General features: G+C 62.5%; 15 protein-coding genes and 1 tRNA gene. 15 read left to right on the forward strand and 1 reads right to left on the reverse strand.

Annotated elements, in window-relative coordinates:
• From ACVJNE_RS23945 to ACVJNE_RS23995, 11 genes are all read left to right on the forward strand, one after another.
• Positions 1-132 (forward strand): EF-Tu C-terminal domain-related protein (locus tag ACVJNE_RS23945; protein WP_499565968.1); only part of this gene is annotated, 132 nt, incomplete at its 5' end.
• Between the two features lie 204 nt (positions 133-336).
• Positions 337-412 (forward strand) — tRNA-Trp (locus ACVJNE_RS23950).
• Between the two features lie 256 nt (positions 413-668).
• On the forward strand, positions 669-872 hold the full coding sequence (gene secE, locus ACVJNE_RS23955; RefSeq protein ID WP_173190951.1) for a preprotein translocase subunit SecE: 204 nt from the start codon (positions 669-671) through the stop codon (positions 870-872).
• A gap of 27 nt (positions 873-899) precedes the next feature.
• Positions 900-1439: a transcription termination/antitermination protein NusG gene (gene nusG / locus ACVJNE_RS23960; protein WP_368805320.1), complete on the forward strand. Its 540-nt coding sequence runs from the start codon at positions 900-902 to the stop codon at positions 1437-1439.
• A 164-nt stretch (positions 1440-1603) separates the two neighbouring features.
• Positions 1604-2032 (forward strand): 50S ribosomal protein L11, encoded by a 429-nt coding sequence (rplK, locus tag ACVJNE_RS23965; RefSeq protein WP_173190953.1) that lies wholly within the window; start codon positions 1604-1606, stop codon positions 2030-2032.
• Between the two features lie 4 nt (positions 2033-2036).
• The gene (rplA, locus tag ACVJNE_RS23970; protein WP_173190955.1) at positions 2037-2735 is read left to right on the forward strand and encodes a 50S ribosomal protein L1; all 699 of its coding nucleotides are present in this window, start codon (positions 2037-2039) and stop codon (positions 2733-2735) included.
• A gap of 371 nt (positions 2736-3106) precedes the next feature.
• Positions 3107-3625 (forward strand): 50S ribosomal protein L10, encoded by a 519-nt coding sequence (gene rplJ, locus ACVJNE_RS23975; RefSeq protein WP_173190957.1) that lies wholly within the window; start codon positions 3107-3109, stop codon positions 3623-3625.
• A gap of 56 nt (positions 3626-3681) precedes the next feature.
• The gene (gene rplL / locus ACVJNE_RS23980; protein ID WP_173190959.1) at positions 3682-4065 is read left to right on the forward strand and encodes a 50S ribosomal protein L7/L12; all 384 of its coding nucleotides are present in this window, start codon (positions 3682-3684) and stop codon (positions 4063-4065) included.
• A gap of 202 nt (positions 4066-4267) precedes the next feature.
• Positions 4268-8404 (forward strand): DNA-directed RNA polymerase subunit beta, encoded by a 4137-nt coding sequence (rpoB, locus tag ACVJNE_RS23985; RefSeq protein WP_499569240.1) that lies wholly within the window; start codon positions 4268-4270, stop codon positions 8402-8404.
• A 122-nt stretch (positions 8405-8526) separates the two neighbouring features.
• The gene (gene rpoC / locus ACVJNE_RS23990; RefSeq protein WP_499569241.1) at positions 8527-12726 is read left to right on the forward strand and encodes a DNA-directed RNA polymerase subunit beta'; all 4200 of its coding nucleotides are present in this window, start codon (positions 8527-8529) and stop codon (positions 12724-12726) included.
• A 278-nt stretch (positions 12727-13004) separates the two neighbouring features.
• On the forward strand, positions 13005-14159 hold the full coding sequence (locus ACVJNE_RS23995; protein ID WP_499569242.1) for a helix-turn-helix transcriptional regulator: 1155 nt from the start codon (positions 13005-13007) through the stop codon (positions 14157-14159).
• A 213-nt stretch (positions 14160-14372) separates the two neighbouring features.
• On the opposite strand, the gene ACVJNE_RS24000 is transcribed toward ACVJNE_RS23995, so the two are convergent.
• Positions 14373-14654, reverse strand: a complete 282-nt coding sequence (locus ACVJNE_RS24000) for a transcriptional regulator (RefSeq protein WP_173190965.1) — start codon at positions 14652-14654, stop codon at positions 14373-14375.
• Positions 14655-15119: 465 nt separating this feature from the next.
• Here ACVJNE_RS24000 and rpsL point away from each other — a divergent pair, with 465 nt between their 5' ends.
• The 4 genes from rpsL to ACVJNE_RS24020 all read left to right on the forward strand — a co-directional run.
• Positions 15120-15491 (forward strand): 30S ribosomal protein S12, encoded by a 372-nt coding sequence (gene rpsL / locus ACVJNE_RS24005; protein ID WP_024585419.1) that lies wholly within the window; start codon positions 15120-15122, stop codon positions 15489-15491.
• 64 nt (positions 15492-15555) lie between these two features.
• Positions 15556-16026, forward strand: coding sequence for a 30S ribosomal protein S7 (gene rpsG / locus ACVJNE_RS24010; protein ID WP_173190972.1), 471 nt, complete (start codon positions 15556-15558; stop codon positions 16024-16026).
• A gap of 31 nt (positions 16027-16057) precedes the next feature.
• Entirely contained in the window at positions 16058-18148 is a 2091-nt protein-coding gene (gene fusA, locus ACVJNE_RS24015; RefSeq protein WP_421929808.1) for an elongation factor G, read from the forward strand.
• Between the two features lie 66 nt (positions 18149-18214).
• Positions 18215-18309: GTP-binding protein (locus ACVJNE_RS24020; RefSeq protein ID WP_131922527.1), on the forward strand; the 95-nt coding region annotated here is incomplete at its 3' end.

The following is an 18309-nucleotide window of genomic DNA, read 5'->3' on the forward strand; positions in this document are numbered from 1 at the left end:
ATGCCTGGCGACAACGTGACGGTCGACGTGACGCTGATCGTGCCGATCGCGATGGAAGAGAAGCTGCGCTTCGCCATCCGCGAAGGCGGCCGCACCGTCGGCGCCGGCATCGTCGCCGCCATCACGGAATAAGGCTCTCTGGAGCCGAAGGGGAAGGGCGGCTTCGGCCGCCCTTTTTCGTTGTGCTGGCGTTGCGCGATTCCGGGCGAGTGGTCTTGTTCGCGGCGTGAAGTGACATTGATCGCATATGGCCTGTCGAAGCCGTGCGAAATCTCTTTACAGCCGTCACCGAAGCCCTTAGGAAGCGCCTGCCCGGCATGCACTGCATCCGGATTTAGGGGTATAGCTCAGTTGGTAGAGCGGCGGTCTCCAAAACCGCAGGTCGCAGGTTCGAGCCCTGCTGCCCCTGCCAGCGCTCAGGCGCTTTCCGGCATCAGGCAGAAACATCCCACTTGCAAGCGCGGGCAATCGGTTCTATATCGAGCCGACAGACGCGAGGCGCGTGGAGCTGGGATTCGGCTCAACGCGCCTGAATTGCATGGCCGAAGATATGTCTTGAAGCTTGGTGATTCGTGCGTGGCTGCGGGCGGGCAACCCCGGTTGCCTCGTTCCGGCGAGATCAGATTTCATGCCCCGGATGACAAGGGGCAACGATAAAAGAGCGGCAGATGGCGTCCAAGACCACCAATCCCTTTGTGTTTCTGCAGCAGGTGCGCACCGAGACCGCCAAGGTCACGTGGCCCTCGCGGCGGGAGACGATGATCTCCACGGTCATGGTTATGGGATTTGCGTGTCTGGCTGCGATCTTTTTCTTTGCCTCCGATCAGATCATCGCCTTCGCGGTTGAGCTGATCCTGGGCATTGGGCGCTAACACCGGCGACTACGGAGAGTTCAGAACATGGCAGCGCGGTGGTACATCGTCCACGCTTATTCGAATTTCGAGAAGAAGGTCGCCGAGGATATCGAGAACAAGGCCAAGCAGAAGGGCCTGAGCGATCAGATCGAGCAGATCGTGGTGCCGACCGAGAAGGTGGTCGAGGTTCGCCGCGGCAAGAAGGTCGATGCCGAGCGCAAGTTCTTTCCCGGCTACGTGCTGATGAAGGCGAACCTGACCGATCAGGTTATCAGCCTTGTCAAGAACACCCCGCGCGTCACCGGTTTCCTGGGGGAGGATCCGCGCACGGCCAAGCCGGTGCCGATCTCCGAAAAGGAAGCTGAGCACATCCTGCACCAGGTGCAGGAAGGCGTAGAGCGGCCGAAGCCGTCGGTCACCTTCGAGATCGGCGAATCGGTGCGTGTCGCCGACGGTCCGTTCGCCTCGTTCAACGGCTTCGTTCAGGAAGTCGACGAGGAGCGTTCGCGGCTCAAGGTCGAGGTGTCGATCTTCGGGCGCGCCGTGCCTGTCGATCTGGAATTTGGTCAGGTCGAAAAGGGCTGACCGGAAAACCCCGTCCGGCCATATGCCGGTGGGGGCGCGGGGCGATTTCGATCGCTCATGCGGAACTGGTGGAAGGAGGAGGTGGCTTTAGCCGGCCGCAACGTCTCCGCACCACCGACTGCAACCGCCGGAGGTTTCCGGCATGATGAAAAGGCAGACGAGCAATGGCTAAGAAGATTGCAGGCCAGCTCAAGCTTCAGGTTCCCGCGGGCTCGGCGACGCCGTCGCCCCCGATCGGTCCTGCGCTTGGTCAGCGTGGCATCAACATCATGGAATTCTGCAAGGCGTTCAACGCGGCTTCGCAGGAGATGGAGAAGGGCTCACCCATCCCCGTCGTCATCACCTATTATCAGGACAAGTCGTTCACCTTCGCGATGAAGACGCCCCCGGTGACGTACTTCCTCAAGAAGGCGGCCAACCTGAAGTCGGGCTCCAAGGAGCCGGGCAAGGTGACGGCCGGCACGATCGCTCGCGACAAGGTACGCGAGATCGCCGAAGCGAAGATGAAGGACCTGAACGCGAACGACGTGGATGCCGCCATGCGCATGGTTGAAGGCTCCGCCCGTTCGATGGGCCTGGAAGTGGTGGGCTGAACCGATGGCTAAGATTGCAAAGCGCATTGCCAAGGCGCGTGAAGGCATCGACCCCAACAAGCAGTACGAGTTGGCCGAGGCCATCAAGATGCTGAAGGATCGCGCCACGGCCAAGTTCGACGAGACCATCGAAGTCGCGATGAACCTCGGCGTCGATCCGCGTCACGCCGACCAGATGGTTCGTGGTGTCGTCAACCTGCCGAACGGCACCGGCCGTACGGTGCGCGTCGCCGTGTTCGCCCGTGGCGACAAGGCTGACGAGGCGAAGGCCGCCGGTGCCGACATCGTCGGCGCGGAAGAGCTGGTCGAGACCGTGCAGAAGGGCGAGATCAACTTCGACCGCTGCATCGCCACCCCCGACATGATGCCGCTCGTCGGCCGTCTGGGTAAGGTGCTCGGCCCGCGCGGCATGATGCCGAACCCGAAGGTTGGCACCGTCACCGCCGACGTTGCTGCGGCCGTGAAGGCCTCCAAGGGCGGCGCTGTCGAGTTCCGCGTCGAGAAGGCTGGCATCGTGCATGCCGGCGTCGGCAAGGTCTCCTTCGACGCCAAGGCGCTCGAGGAGAACGTCAAGGCGTTTGCCGACGCGGTCATCAAGGCCAAGCCGACCGGCGCCAAGGGTAACTACGTCAAGAAGGTGGCGATCACCTCGACGATGGGTCCGGGCCTCAAGCTGGACCCTGCGACCGTCACGGTCGCCTGAGTTGGCTGGGCGGCGACATTTGTGTCGCCGCATTGAAGAATTCCGGACCCCGCTTGCGGGGTTCGGGTGCCGGAAGCGGGAAACCGTTTCCGGTTATCCTGTCCGAGATTGCAGGCGGTTGGGTTCGTCTCGACCTTAATTCGAATGAGCCTGCATGAGACGGGTAAGAGCGGACAAAGGGACTTGCGTCCCGATGAAAGTTCTAACCGTGTTGGCCTTTTGTCTGCGCGCCCGAGGGTATCCGAAGGCGTGGCGAAGGGGGACAGGATCCTCGAGCGTCGCTCGGGCGGTCCCTGCAAAGGAAGCGCTCCGCGCGGCAAAAGGCAACCGATGACCGTCCGGAAACGGCGGTTGTCAACTGGAGATAGGCAGTGGATAGAGCGGAAAAGCGCGAATTCGTCACGGGCCTGAACGGGGTGTTCTCGAACACCGGTTCTGTCGTCGTGGCGCACTATGCCGGCCTCACCGTCGCGAACATGAACGAGCTTCGCTCGAAAATGCGCGCTGCGGGCGGGACCGTCAAAGTCGCGAAGAACCGCCTCGCCATCATCGCTCTTCAGGGCACGGAATCCGAAGGCATGAAGGATCTGTTCAAAGGACAGACCCTGATCGCCTACGCGGATGATCCGGTCGCGGCTCCCAAGGTCGCAGCCGATTTCGCCAAGGCGAATGACAAGCTTGTCATTCTCGGTGGCGCGATGGGCTCGACTGCACTCGACGCCGACGGTGTGAAGGCTCTCGCCACCATGCCGTCGCTGGACGAGCTCAGGGCCAAGATCGTCGGCATGATTCAGACGCCGGCAACCAGGATCGCCGCGGTCGTCAATGCACCGGCGGGCAATCTCGCCCGCGTGTTTGGCGCCTATGCCCGGAAGGACGAGGCGGCGTGAGGCCGTTCCTCAACAACCATCACAACACGTGTTTGAACTTTAAAGGAAACTGAAAAATGGCTGATCTCGCCAAGATCGTTGAAGACCTGTCGAGCCTGACCGTCCTCGAGGCGGCCGAGCTCTCGAAGATGCTCGAAGAGAAGTGGGGCGTTTCCGCCGCTGCTCCGGTGGCTGTTGCTGCCGCTGGCGGTGCTGCTGGTGGCGCTGCTGCCGAGGCTGCGGAAGAGAAGACCGAGTTCGACGTCGTTCTCGCCGACGCCGGCGCTCAGAAGATCAACGTCATCAAGGAAGTCCGCGCCATCACCGGCCTGGGCCTCAAGGAAGCCAAGGACCTCGTCGAGGGTGCGCCGAAGCCTGTCAAGGAAGGCGTCTCCAAGGACGAAGCCGAGAAGATCAAGGCTCAGCTCGAAGGTGCTGGCGCCAAGGTCGAGCTTAAGTAAGACCGTTTGCGGTTCGGCAGGCGGGGCGATAGTCCCGCCTGCCGGTCCCTCACGGGGCGCATACGAAAACCTCTTTCCTGTGGGCCGGCCGCGGCCTTCAGGAAACGGGTTTTTACCCGTTTTTGATGGACCGCTTATCGGTGGCGGTCGGTAAGTTTGGCGCTAAGCCAACACGAAGCCAAGAAGGCAGCAAGGAGCGACGATGGCCCAGACCCACACGTTCAATGGTCGCAGGCGCGTACGCAAGTTCTTCGGAAAGATTCCGGAAGTTGCGGAGATGCCCAACCTCATCGAGGTTCAGAAGGCATCCTATGATCAGTTTCTCATGGTTGACGAGCCGAAGGGCGGCCGTCCCGATGAGGGGCTGCAGGCGGTGTTCAAGTCGGTGTTCCCGATTTCCGACTTTTCGGGCGCCTCCATGCTTGAATTCGTCAAGTACGAGTTCGAGCTGCCGAAGTTCGACGTGGACGAGTGCCGCCAGCGCGACCTGACCTTCGCAGCGCCGCTCAAGGTGACGCTGCGCCTGATCGTGTTCGATGTGGACGAGGATACCGGCGCCAAGTCGATCAAGGACATCAAGGAGCAGGACGTCTACATGGGCGACATGCCGCTCATGACGTCCAACGGCACCTTCATCATCAACGGCACCGAGCGCGTCATCGTCTCCCAGATGCACCGTTCGCCGGGCGTCTTCTTCGATCATGACAAGGGCAAGTCGCACTCGTCGGGCAAGCTGCTCTTTGCCGCCCGCGTGATCCCGTATCGCGGCTCCTGGCTCGACATCGAGTTCGATTCCAAGGACGTCGTGCACGCCCGCATCGACCGCCGCCGCAAGATCCCGGCGACCAGCCTGCTCATGGCGCTGGGCATGGATGGTGAGGAAATCCTGTCGACCTTCTACGACAAGCTCACCTACATCCGCGCCAAGGACCATTGGCGGATTCCGTACAACGCCGATCGCTTCCGTGGCCTCAAGGCCGTGAACGACCTCGTCGACGCCGACACCGGCGAAGTGGTGGTCGAGGCCGGCCGCAAGATCACCGCGCGCCAGGCCAAGCAGCTCGCCGAGAAGGGCCTCAAGGCCATCAAGGCGACCGAGGACGATCTGTACGGCGCCTACCTTGCCGAGGACATCGTCAACCACGCCACCGGCGAGATCTATCTCGAAGCTGGCGACGAGATCGACGAGAAGACCCTCAAGGTTCTGCTCGAGGCCGGCCAGGAAGAGATCCAGATTCTCGACATCGACCATGTCAACGTGGGCGGCTACATCCGCAACACGCTGGCCGTCGACAAGAACGAGAGCCGCCAGGACGCCCTGTTCGACATCTATCGCGTGATGCGTCCGGGCGAGCCACCGACGCTCGAGACCGCCGAGGCGATGTTCAACTCGCTGTTCTTCGACCCGGAGCGCTACGACCTTTCGGCCGTCGGCCGCGTCAAGATGAACATGCGTCTGGAGCTCGACGCCGAGGATACCGTGCGCGTGCTGCGCAAGGAGGACATCCTTGCCGTGGTCAAGACGCTGGTCGAGCTGCGCGACGGCAAGGGCGAGATCGACGACATCGACAATCTCGGCAACCGCCGCGTGCGTTCGGTCGGCGAGCTGATGGAGAACCAGTATCGCGTCGGCCTGCTGCGCATGGAGCGCGCCATCAAGGAGCGCATGTCGTCGATCGAGATCGACACCGTGATGCCGCAGGACCTGATCAACGCCAAGCCGGCGGCTGCCGCCGTGCGCGAGTTTTTCGGTTCCTCGCAGCTCTCGCAGTTCATGGATCAGACCAACCCGCTTTCGGAGATCACCCACAAGCGTCGCCTCTCGGCGCTTGGACCCGGCGGTCTGACCCGCGAGCGCGCCGGCTTCGAAGTCCGCGACGTTCACGTCACGCACTACGGCCGCATCTGCCCGATCGAGACGCCGGAAGGCCCGAATATCGGTCTCATCAACTCGCTCGCCACCTTCGCGCGGGTCAACAAGTACGGGTTCATCGAGAGCCCGTACCGCAAGATCGTCGATGGCCGGATCACCAGTGAGGTGGTCTATCTGTCGGCGATGGAAGAGGCCAAGCACTACGTCGCGCAGGCGAACGCCGAGCTCGACGCCGAAGGCGGCTTCACCGAGGAGTTCGTGATCTGCCGTCACGCCGGCGAGGTCATGATGACCCCGCGCGAGAACGTCGACCTGATGGACGTGTCGCCGAAGCAGATGGTTTCGGTCGCCGCGGCGCTGATCCCGTTCCTCGAAAACGACGACGCCAACCGCGCGCTCATGGGCTCGAACATGCAGCGTCAGGCCGTGCCGCTGGTTCGCGCCGAGGCGCCGTTCGTCGGCACCGGCATGGAGCCGATCGTCGCTCGTGACTCGGGCGCGGCCATCGGCGCACGCCGTGGCGGCATCGTCGATCAGGTGGACGCGACGCGTATCGTCATCCGCGCGACGGAGGATCTCGATCCCGGCAAGTCGGGCGTCGACATCTACCGGCTGATGAAGTTCCAGCGTTCGAACCAGAACACCTGCATCAACCAGCGTCCGCTCGTGCGGATGGGCGACCGGGTCAACAAGGGCGACATCATCGCCGACGGCCCGTCGACCGATCTGGGCGATCTGGCGCTTGGCCGCAACGTGCTCGTCGCGTTCATGCCGTGGAACGGCTACAACTACGAGGACTCCATCCTGCTCTCCGAGCGCATCGTCGCCGACGACGTCTTCACCTCGATCCATATCGAGGAGTTCGAGGTCATGGCGCGCGACACCAAGCTCGGGCCGGAGGAGATCACGCGCGACATTCCGAACGTTTCGGAAGAGGCGCTGAAGAACCTCGACGAGGCCGGCATCACCTATATCGGCGCGGAAGTGCAGCCGGGAGACATCCTGGTCGGCAAGATCACGCCGAAGGGCGAAAGCCCGATGACGCCGGAAGAGAAGCTCCTGCGAGCGATCTTCGGTGAGAAGGCCTCGGATGTTCGTGACACCTCCATGCGGATGCCGCCCGGCACGTTCGGCACCGTCGTCGAGGTGCGCGTCTTCAACCGCCACGGCGTGGAGAAGGACGAGCGCGCCATGGCGATCGAGCGCGAGGAGATCGAGCGTCTGGCCAAGGACCGCGACGACGAGCAGGCGATCCTCGATCGCAACGTCTACTCGCGCCTTGCCGACATGCTGACCGGCAAGCAGGCGATCGCCGGGCCGAAGGGCTTCAAGAAGGGCGACGCGCTCACCCGTGACGCGCTGACCGACTACCCGCGTTCGCAGTGGTGGCAGTTCGCCGTCGAGGACGAGAAGATCCAGGGCGAGCTCGAAGCGCTTCGTGCACAGTACGACGAGTCCAAGAAGGCGCTCGAGCAGCGCTTCATGGACAAGGTCGAGAAGGTGCAGCGCGGCGACGAGATGCCCCCCGGCGTGATGAAGATGGTCAAGGTCTTCGTCGCGGTGAAGCGCAAGATGCAGCCCGGCGATAAGATGGCTGGCCGTCACGGCAACAAGGGCGTGGTTTCGCGCATCGTTCCGGTCGAGGACATGCCGTTCCTCGAAGACGGCACGCATGCCGACATCGTGCTCAACCCGCTGGGCGTGCCGTCGCGTATGAATGTCGGCCAGATCCTGGAGACGCATCTTGGCTGGGCCTGCGCCGGCATGGGCAGGAAGATCGGCGAACTCATCGAGGCCTATAAGGAGAACGGCGACATCAAGCCGCTTCGCCAGACCATCGAGAGCGTGATCCCGGCCAACGACCGCAACGAGCCGGTCCGCGACTACGACGACGAGTCCATCGTTCGCCTCGGCGATCAGATGAAGCGCGGCGTCTCCATCGCGACCCCGGTCTTCGACGGTGCGCACGAGGCCGACATCAACGAGATGCTGGAACAGGCGGGCCTGCATTCGAGCGGCCAGTCGACGCTGTACGACGGACGCACGGGCGAGCCGTTCGACCGCAAGGTGACCATGGGCTATATCTACATGCTCAAGCTGCACCACCTGGTCGACGACAAGATCCACGCCCGTTCGATCGGCCCGTACTCGCTCGTGACCCAGCAGCCGCTGGGTGGCAAGGCGCAGTTCGGCGGCCAGCGCTTCGGCGAGATGGAGGTCTGGGCGCTCGAGGCATACGGCGCCGCCTACACGCTGCAGGAGATGCTGACGGTGAAGTCGGACGACGTGGCCGGCCGCACCAAGGTGTACGAAGCGATCGTGCGTGGCGACGACACCTTCGAGGCCGGTATTCCCGAGAGCTTCAACGTTCTCGTCAAGGAGATGCGTTCGCTGGGCCTCAATGTCGAGCTGGAAAACTCTGTCGTCGAGGACGCTCCGACGCGTCTGCCCGACGCGGCCGAGTAACGGCTGCAAGCACCGCGGGGGCAGGGCTCCCGCGGTGCGCCCTAGATAATTACGGCGGCGATGCGGCCCATCAAGTCGCCACGATCAAGATGAGGGGTTTCGACCCCGACAAGGAGAACGGCATGAACCAAGAGGTCATGAATCTCTTCAATCCTCAGGCGCCGGCGCAGACTTTCGATTCAATCCGGATTTCGCTTGCGAGCCCTGAGAAGATCCAGTCCTGGTCCTTCGGCGAGATCAAGAAGCCGGAGACGATCAACTACCGTACGTTCAAGCCCGAGCGTGACGGCCTGTTCTGCGCGCGCATCTTCGGTCCCATCAAGGACTACGAGTGCCTGTGCGGCAAGTACAAGCGCATGAAGTACAAGGGCGTCATCTGCGAGAAGTGCGGCGTCGAGGTCACGCTGTCGCGCGTGCGCCGTGAGCGCATGGGCCACATCGAGCTGGCCGCGCCTGTCGCGCACATCTGGTTCCTCAAGTCGCTGCCCTCGCGCATCGGCACGCTGCTCGACATGACGCTCAAGGACATCGAGCGGGTTCTCTATTTCGAGAACTACATCGTGACCGAGCCGGGCCTGACTGCGCTCAAGGAGCACCAGCTTCTCTCGGAAGAGGAATACATGATCGCCGTCGACGAGTACGGCGAGGATTCCTTCACGGCCATGATCGGCGCCGAGGCGATCCACGAGCTTCTTTCCGGCATGGAGCTGGAGAAGATCGCGGGCGACCTGCGTTCGGAACTCGCCTCGACCACGTCGGAGCTGAAGCAGAAGAAGCTTCTCAAGCGCCTCAAGGTCGTCGAGAACTTCATGGAGTCCGGCAACCGTCCGGAGTGGATGATCATGAAGATCATCCCGGTCATCCCGCCGGACCTGCGTCCGCTGGTGCCGCTGGACGGCGGCCGCTTCGCGACGTCGGACCTGAACGATCTGTACCGCCGCGTCATCAACCGTAACAACCGTCTGAAGCGGCTGATCGAGCTGCGCGCGCCGGGCATCATCATCCGCAACGAGAAGCGCATGCTTCAGGAAGCGGTCGACGCCCTGTTCGACAACGGTCGTCGCGGCCGCGTCATCACCGGCGCCAACAAGCGTCCGCTGAAGTCGCTGTCTGACATGCTCAAGGGCAAGCAGGGCCGGTTCCGCCAGAACCTGCTCGGCAAGCGCGTCGACTATTCCGGCCGTTCGGTCATCGTGACCGGTCCGGAGCTCAAGCTGCACCAGTGCGGCCTGCCGAAGAAGATGGCTCTCGAACTCTTCAAGCCCTTCATCTACGCCCGTCTCGACGCCAAGGGTTACTCCTCCACCGTCAAGCAGGCCAAGAAGCTGGTCGAGAAGGAGAAGCCGGAAGTCTGGGACATCCTGGACGAGGTCATCCGCGAGCATCCGGTTCTGCTGAACCGGGCGCCGACGCTGCACCGTCTCGGCATCCAGGCGTTCGAGCCCACTCTGATCGAGGGTAAGGCGATCCAGCTTCACCCGCTGGTCTGCACGGCCTTCAACGCCGACTTCGACGGCGATCAGATGGCCGTTCACGTGCCGCTGTCGCTCGAAGCGCAGCTTGAAGCACGCGTGCTGATGATGTCGACCAACAACATCCTGCACCCGGCTTCGGGCGCACCGATCATCGTGCCGTCGCAGGACATGGTTCTCGGTCTCTACTATCTCTCGATCGTCAATCAGAACGAGCCGGGAGAGGGCATGGCGTTCGCCGACATGGGCGAGCTGCACCATGCGCTGGAGACCAAGGCCGTCACCCTGCACACCAAGATCAAGGGCCGTTTCAAGACCGTCGATGCCGAAGGCAAGCCGGTCTCCAAGATCTACGACACGACGCCCGGCCGCATGATCATCGGCGAGCTTCTGCCGAAGAACCACAATGTGCCGTTCGAGACCGCCAACCAGGAGATGACCAAGAAGAACATCTCCAAGATGATCGACACGGTCTATCGTCACTGCGGTCAGAAGGAGACGGTGATCTTCTGCGACCGCATCATGGCGCTCGGCTTCGGCCATGCCTGCCGCGCCGGCATCTCGTTCGGCAAGGACGATATGCTGATCCCGGACGCCAAGGAGAAGCTGGTTGCCGATACCGAGGCGCTCGCCAAGGAATACGAGCAGCAGTACAACGATGGCCTGATCACACAGGGCGAGAAGTACAACAAGGTGGTCGACGCCTGGGCCAAGTGCTCGGAGAAGGTCGCCGACGAGATGATGGGCCGCATCAAGGCGGTCGAGTTCAACGATGACGGCCGTCAGAAGCCGATGAACTCGATCTACATGATGTCGCATTCCGGTGCGCGTGGTTCGCCCACCCAGATGCGTCAGCTTGCCGGGATGCGCGGCCTGATGGCCAAGCCTTCGGGCGAAATCATCGAGACGCCGATCATCTCGAACTTCAAGGAAGGCCTGACCGTTCTCGAGTACTTCAACTCGACCCACGGCGCACGTAAGGGCCTGGCCGACACCGCGCTCAAGACGGCGAACTCGGGTTACCTGACCCGTCGTCTCGTCGACGTGGCGCAGGACTGCATCGTCAACGCGACCGACTGCGGCACCGACAAGGGCCTCACCATGCAGCCGATCGTCGATGCCGGTCAGGTCGTGGCTTCGCTGGGCTCCCGCGTTCTGGGCCGCACGGCGCTCGACGACGTGATGCATCCGGTGTCCGGCGACCTGATCGTCAAGGCTGGAACGCTCATCGACGAGCGTGACGTCGACGCGATCGAGAAGGCCGGCATCCAGACGCTGCGTATCCGTTCGGCGCTGACGTGTGAGGTTCGTACCGGCGTCTGCGCGGTCTGCTACGGACGCGATCTGGCCCGCGGCACGCCCGTCAACCAGGGCGAGGCCGTCGGCGTTATCGCGGCGCAGTCGATCGGTGAGCCGGGTACCCAGCTCACGATGCGTACCTTCCACATGGGCGGTACGGCGCAGGTCGTCGACTCCTCGTTCCTCGAGGCGTCCTACGAAGGCACGGTTGCGATCCGCAACCGCAACGTCGTGCGCAATTCCGACGGTCACCTTGTGGTGATGGGCCGCAACATGGCGGTTCTGATCCTCGACGAGGCGGGCAAGGAGCGCGCGGTGCACCGTGTGACTTACGGTTCGCGTATCTTCGTGGACGATGGCGACAAGGTGAAGCGCGGGCAGCGTATCGCCGAGTGGGACCCCTATACCCGCCCCATCCTCACCGAGGTCGGCGGCAAGGCGGCCTTCGAGGACCTGGTCGACGGCATCTCCGTTCAGGAAACGGCCGACGAGTCGACCGGCATCACCAAGCGTGAGGTCATCGACTGGCGTTCCACGCCGCGTGGTTCCGACCTCAAGCCGGCAATCACCATCCTTGACGACAAGGGCAAGGTGCTGAAGCTGTCCAAGGGCGGCGATGCTCGCTTCATGCTCTCGGTGGAAGCCGTTCTTTCGGTCGAGCCGGATGCGGTCGTGCAGCCAGGTGACGTGATTGCGCGTATTCCGATGGAAAGCGCCAAGACGAAGGACATCACGGGCGGTCTGCCGCGCGTGGCGGAGCTCTTCGAGGCGCGTCGTCCCAAGGACCACGCCATCATCGCCGAGATCGACGGTACGGTTCGGTTCGGGCGCGACTACAAGAACAAGCGTCGCATCGTGATCGAGCCGCATGACGAGCAGGTTGAGCCGGTCGAATACCTGATCCCGAAGGGCAAGCCGTTCCACCTCCAGGAAGGCGACACCATCGAGAAGGGCGACTACATCCTTGACGGCAACCCGGCACCGCACGACATCCTGGCGATCAAGGGCGTGGAGGCTCTTGCGAGCTACCTCGTCAATGAAATCCAGGAGGTCTATCGTCTGCAGGGCGTTATGATCAACGACAAGCACATCGAGGTGATCGTGCGCCAGATGCTGCAGAAGGTGGAAATCACCGTGCAGGGGGATTCGACCTATATCCCTGGCGACCATGTCGACGTGATCGAGCTCGAGGAGATCAACGACCGCCTGATCGAGGAGGGCAAGAAGCCCGCCGAAGGCCAGCCGGTTCTGCTCGGCATCACCAAGGCGTCGCTGCAGACGCCATCGTTCATCTCCGCCGCTTCGTTCCAGGAGACGACGCGTGTGCTGACCGAAGCAGCGGTTGCCGGCAAGACCGACACGCTGCAGGGTCTGAAGGAGAATGTGATCGTCGGTCGTCTCATCCCGGCGGGCACCGGTGGCCAGATGAGCCAGATCCGGCGCATTGCGACCTCGCGCGACGAGCTCATCCTCGACGAGCGTCGCAAGAACTCGGGCGTCGAGATGGCCGAGCCGATGCTTGCCGACATGACCGGAGACGCGGCCGAATAGGTCGCCCGAACCGGACATTACCGAACTGGTAAGCCGCCGGCATGCGCCGGCGGCTTTTTTCGCGCCTATCGCGTGCACCCGTTGAAGTTTCTTCAGGAGGAGCAGCGAACATTGTGCCATTGCGCGACGTCCCAAGCAGTGGGTGCAGGCGTCTACCCCTTTAGCGGTATGGCGTCAGGCGAAAGAAGTCTCCGGACTGCAGTTTTCCGAACAAGACCACGGATTTATTCAAGCTTAGGTAGCGGCGTCATGTTCAGGCTGCTAATGTTTGCTGGGGCTTGTGGGAGAAGCGTGTCATTCGGGGTGACGACTTTGTAAAGGGCGCAGTCGCGGAACTGTCCGACCGTTTACGTGATGCGGCTTGGGGGCGGACTGACTGGGTGGAAATTTGCCGGCGCCTGGAAGAGCTACTTCCTGGCTCAGCTCCGGCAATTATGAACTACGACCTGCCGCGCGGACTTATCAACGCCAGCTTCGTGGAAGGTATCGACGAGGAGTTTGTCGAAACCTATCGTACCCACTACGCGGCGCTGAACCCCTGGCTCGACTACTGGGCTGCGTCTCCATCAGGAGAAGTCCGGATTTCAGAGCGGGACAGCCCGTCTTCCGCGTTTCGCAAGAGCGAATTCTACAACGATTGGCTTGCGCCGCAGGGGAACATGACGGCGGCAGTCGGGCTGCGGCTGGACGTCGATGCTCACAACATCATCCACGTCGCATGGCATTACAGTGAGTCTAACGCCGCGGACTATGATGAGCCGGCCGCGGCGATCCTCGACAATGTGAAAGGCACCTTCGCGGATGCCGTGCGCGCTGCGGCGCTGCTGCGTGATGGCGTGGAGCATCGGCTGCGTTTCGGCGCCGTGATCGACCGGATCGACGGTGCGGCGTTGCTGGTCGAGCGCGACAGGCGAATTCGTGAGGTGAATGCCGAGGCGATCGCCGGGCTACAGGCTGGAGACGTGTTCAGCGGGGCAGGGGGCATGCTCCACCTGCGCGACGCCGGCGCCCAGCGCTGGCTGGAGGAAAACGTATCCAGGCTTATCGGCGGTCTGCCGGTCACCGCCGCCAGCACGATCATTAGAAACGAGGAACGAATTCTGCGCGTCAGCCTCACGGCCGCGCCGGACCATGTTGAGCGTGGGTTCCCGGCTCTCGTGCACCCGAGGCCGGTTGTGCTGGTCGTTGTCCGATTACTGGCGGGCGGCGAGGCCCGTATTGACGACACCAGTCTGCGCTTCGCCTTCGGACTGTCCACGGCCGAGGTGCGTCTGTGCGAGGTTCTGGCCAATGGTCATTCGCTTGCCGACGCTGCCGAGATGCTCGGCATATCGGAAGGCACGGTGCGGCAGCGCGTAAAGGTCGTCTTCCAGAAGACCGGCACCCACCGCCAGGGCGAGTTGATCGCCATGCTCGGACGATTTCGCCTTTGAGATTAACAGCTTGTCGATGGACTAAGCGGATTTCTCCCCCAAATGGGAGTAGGTGGGCGCCCCCAAATCACGTTAACTAAACCGGCCGTTGCGTAATCCGACACGTTCGGATGCCGGACCGGCAAGACGGTTGTGGTTCAAATTCGGGATCGCATACCATTGACCGCCTGGTCGGAGGCCCCTGGCCGGGCGGTCATTTTTCTGGCGCTGCGCTCAGAAAATCTCGTCGAACGTGACGATGGACACTTCGCCTTCGAGCGCGCCCTGATAGGCCGACATGTGCGGCTCGTCATCCGGTGCATCCTGCATGTCACCGATCTGGTCCAGCTCCGCTTCGGCGTAGCCCTCGCGCGCCAGGGCCTCCAGCGCCATGCGCACGGCCGAATCGTCATCGGGCGCGACCAGCATCACATGCACGCCCTCCGACTCGCCGCCCTTCTTGCGCCAGACTCGGCCGACGATGATTGTCACCGGCTTCTGCTCGTTGTCATTCATGACGTGATTCCCTATCTGTGGCGGCGAGACTGACGGCGAGCGCCTGTTTCGCACATTTCGGATGGCCGAAACAGGTCGGAAGGGCTCATGAAATGCCGGACTGGCGTGTTATTGCGTAATTTTCTTGCCCGCGGCGCGTGTTGGTGCGCGTAAGCGCCGAAACCGCGCGATTTGCCGGCATGCGGGGTTGACGATCCGCGGCGTTGGGGGTAGAAGCCGCCTCGTCTGAACCGATGTGAGGCTTTCTTTTTCGGGACGTCGCGTCCTGGAGTAGGTCTCAAACAGGGTTCGTTTTACGAGCGACTTTACATTTCCGGCTTGCATGAAGCGGCTTCCGCTTCCTCTGCGTTTGTTCGGGCAAGACCGCCCTAAGCGGTTGTTGCCCGAATTGCTGTATGGAAACGGCGCTCCAGACGGCCCTGCGAGGGGTTTGAGACACCGGTTTTGAGATAGAAGGAAGGTTTGATGCCTACCGTCAACCAGCTGATCCGCAAGCCGCGCATAGCGCCGGTGAAGCGCAATAAGGTTCCGGCCATGCAGGCCAACCCGCAGAAGCGGGGCGTATGCACGCGCGTCTACACCACGACGCCGAAGAAGCCGAACTCGGCGCTGCGCAAGGTTGCGAAGATCCGTCTCGTTAACGGCTTCGAGGTGATCGGATACATTCCTGGCGAGGGTCACAACCTCCAGGAGCACTCTGTGGTCATGATCCGAGGCGGCCGCGTGAAAGACCTTCCGGGTGTGCGCTACCACATCATTCGTGGCGTGCTCGACACCCAGGGTGTGAAGAACCGCAAGCAGCGCCGCTCCAAGTACGGCGCAAAGCGTCCGAAGTAAGGGTTTCCCCGGCTTCGGCGCTTTTGTTTTAAGCCCTGGCCGACGATCGTGAGAGACGAAGAATATGTCCCGACGCCACAGTGCAGAAAAGCGCGAGATCAATCCGGACCCGAAGTTCGGTGATCTCGTTGTTACCAAGTTCATGAACGCCGTCATGCTTCACGGCAAGAAGTCGATCGCCGAGACGATCGTCTACGGCGCGCTCGATCAGGTTGAAGCCAAGACGAAGCAGGAGCCGGTCACGGTCTTCCATCAGGCGCTCGACAATGTCGCGCCGCACGTCGAGGTCCGCTCGCGCCGCGTTGGTGGTGCGACCTACCAGGTCCCGGTCGATGTCCGTCCCGAGCGCCGTCAGGCCCTGGCGATCCGCTGGCTGATCACGGCTGCACGCAAGCGCAACGAGACGACGATGGTCGATCGCCTGTCCGGCGAGCTTCTGGACGCGGCCAACAACCGCGGTACCGCCGTCAAGAAGCGCGAAGACACGCACAAGATGGCTGAAGCCAACCGCGCCTTTGCGCACTACCGCTGGTAATCCGGCGAGCAGGGATACAAGAGGCACCACCATGGCCCGCGAATACAAGATCGAAGACTATCGCAATTTCGGCATCATGGCGCACATCGATGCCGGCAAGACGACGACGACCGAGCGCGTCCTGTTCTACACCGGCAAGTCGCACAAGATCGGCGAAGTCCACGACGGCGCCGCGACCATGGACTGGATGGAGCAGGAGCAGGAGCGCGGCATCACCATCACGTCGGCCGCGACCACGACCTTCTGGCAGGGCCGCGACGGCAAGAAGCGCCGCTTCAACATCATCGACACGCCCGGCCACGTCGACTTCACCATTGAGGTCGAGCGCTCGCTGCGCGTTCTCGACGGCGCGATCGCGCTGCTGGACGCCAATGCCGGCGTGGAGCCGCAGACGGAAACCGTCTGGCGCCAGGCTGACAAGTATCACGTCCCGCGCATGATCTTCTGCAACAAGATGGACAAGATCGGCGCCGACTTCTACCGCTCGGTCGAGATGGTCGGTTCGCGCCTCGGTGCGCAGGCCGTCGTCATGCAGCTCCCGATCGGTGCGGAAAACGACTTCGCCGGCGTCGTCGATCTCATCGAGATGAACGCGCTCGTCTGGAAGTCCGAGAACCTGGGCGCCGAGTGGGACATCGTCGAGATTCCCGCCGACCTCAAGGATCGCGCTGAAGAGTACCGTGAGAAGCTGATCGAGGCCGCCGTCGAGATGGACGAGGCTGCGCTCGAGGCTTACCTCGATGGCACCATGCCGTCGAACGACGAGCTGCGCGCGCTGATCCGCAAGGGCACCATCGAGGTCAAGTTCTTCCCGATGTTCTGTGGCTCGGCCTTCAAGAACAAGGGCGTGCAGCCGCTGCTCGACGCCGTCGTCGACTTCCTGCCGTCGCCGATCGACGTGCCGTCGATCAAGGGCATCGACCCGAAGACCGAAGCCGAGATCAGCCGCAAGTCGTCCGACGACGAGCCGCTGTCGATGCTCGCATTCAAGATCATGAACGACCCGTTCGTCGGCTCGCTGACCTTCGCACGCATCTATTCGGGCAAGCTCACCAAGGGCGTCTCGCTCGAGAACACCGTCAAGGGCAAGAAGGAACGCATCGGCCGTATGCTGCAGATGCACTCCAATTCGCGTGAGGACATCGATGAGGCATTCGCCGGCGACATCGTCGCTCTGGCCGGCCTCAAGGACACGACCACTGGCGACACGCTCTGCGATCCGCTGAAGCCGGTCATTCTCGAGCGCATGGAATTTCCCGACCCGGTCATCCAGATCGCGATCGAGCCTAAGACCAAGGGCGATCAGGAGAAGATGGGCCTCGCGCTCAACCGTCTGGCTGCCGAGGATCCGTCCTTCCGCGTCAAGACCGACGAGGAAAGCGGCCAGACCATCATCGCCGGCATGGGCGAGCTTCACCTCGACATTCTCGTCGACCGCATGAAGCGCGAGTTCAAGGTCGAGGCGAACGTGGGCGCGCCGCAGGTTGCATACCGTGAAACGATCACGCGTGCCGCCGAGGTGGACTACACCCACAAGAAGCAGACCGGTGGTACGGGTCAGTTCGCCCGCGTCAAGCTGGTCTTCGAGCCGAACCCGGAGAGCGAAGAGTTCGTCTTCGAGTCCAAGATCGTCGGCGGCGCGGTTCCGAAGGAATACATCCCGGGCGTCCAGAAGGGCATCCAGAGTGTTCTGTCCTCCGGTCCGGTTGCGGGCTTCCCGATGCTCGGCGTCAAGGCGACGCTGGTTGATGGCGCCTTCCACGACGTCGACTCCTCGGTTCTGGCGTTCGAGATCGCCTCGCGCGCTGCCTTCCGTGAAGGTGCCCAGAAGGCCGGTGCGCAGCTCCTCGAGCCGATCATGAAGGTCGAGGTCGTGACGCCGGAAGATTACGTCGGCAGCGTCATCGGCGATCTGAATGGCCGTCGCGGCCAGATCCAGGGCCAGGAAGCACGTGGCGTTGCCGTGGTGATCAACGCGATGGTGCCGCTCGCGAACATGTTCAAGTACGTCGATACGCTGCGTTCGATGTCGCAGGGCCGCGCCCAGTACACGATGCAGTTCGACCACTACGAGCCGGTTCCGACCGCGGTCGCCCAGGAAATCCAGAAGAAGTACGCGTAACCGGAAGCCGGACGCGAGAAGCAGAACTAGCAGCCTGAACAGGCGCACAGGAAATGGAGAAGTCACATGGCCAAAGGTAAATTTGAGCGTAATAAGCCGCATGTGAACATTGGCACGATTGGTCACGTTGACCATGGCAAGACGTCCCTGACGGCGGCGAT

It is taken from the genome of Mesorhizobium sp. DxT (assembly GCF_058448885.1).

Coding starts and splice junctions, on each gene's coding strand:
- secE (WP_173190951.1), top strand. CDS start 669: ATGGCGTCCAAGACCACCAATCCCTTTGTGTTTCTGCAGCAGGTGCGC.
- nusG (WP_368805320.1), top strand. CDS start 900: ATGGCAGCGCGGTGGTACATCGTCCACGCTTATTCGAATTTCGAGAAG.
- rplK (WP_173190953.1), top strand. CDS start 1,604: ATGGCTAAGAAGATTGCAGGCCAGCTCAAGCTTCAGGTTCCCGCGGGC.
- rplA (WP_173190955.1), top strand. CDS start 2,037: ATGGCTAAGATTGCAAAGCGCATTGCCAAGGCGCGTGAAGGCATCGAC.
- rplL (WP_173190959.1), top strand. CDS start 3,682: ATGGCTGATCTCGCCAAGATCGTTGAAGACCTGTCGAGCCTGACCGTC.
- rpoB (WP_499569240.1), top strand. CDS start 4,268: ATGGCCCAGACCCACACGTTCAATGGTCGCAGGCGCGTACGCAAGTTC.
- rpoC (WP_499569241.1), top strand. CDS start 8,527: ATGAACCAAGAGGTCATGAATCTCTTCAATCCTCAGGCGCCGGCGCAG.
- ACVJNE_RS24000 (WP_173190965.1), bottom strand. CDS start 14,654: ATGAATGACAACGAGCAGAAGCCGGTGACAATCATCGTCGGCCGAGTC.
- rpsL (WP_024585419.1), top strand. CDS start 15,120: ATGCCTACCGTCAACCAGCTGATCCGCAAGCCGCGCATAGCGCCGGTG.
- rpsG (WP_173190972.1), top strand. CDS start 15,556: ATGTCCCGACGCCACAGTGCAGAAAAGCGCGAGATCAATCCGGACCCG.
- fusA (WP_421929808.1), top strand. CDS start 16,058: ATGGCCCGCGAATACAAGATCGAAGACTATCGCAATTTCGGCATCATG.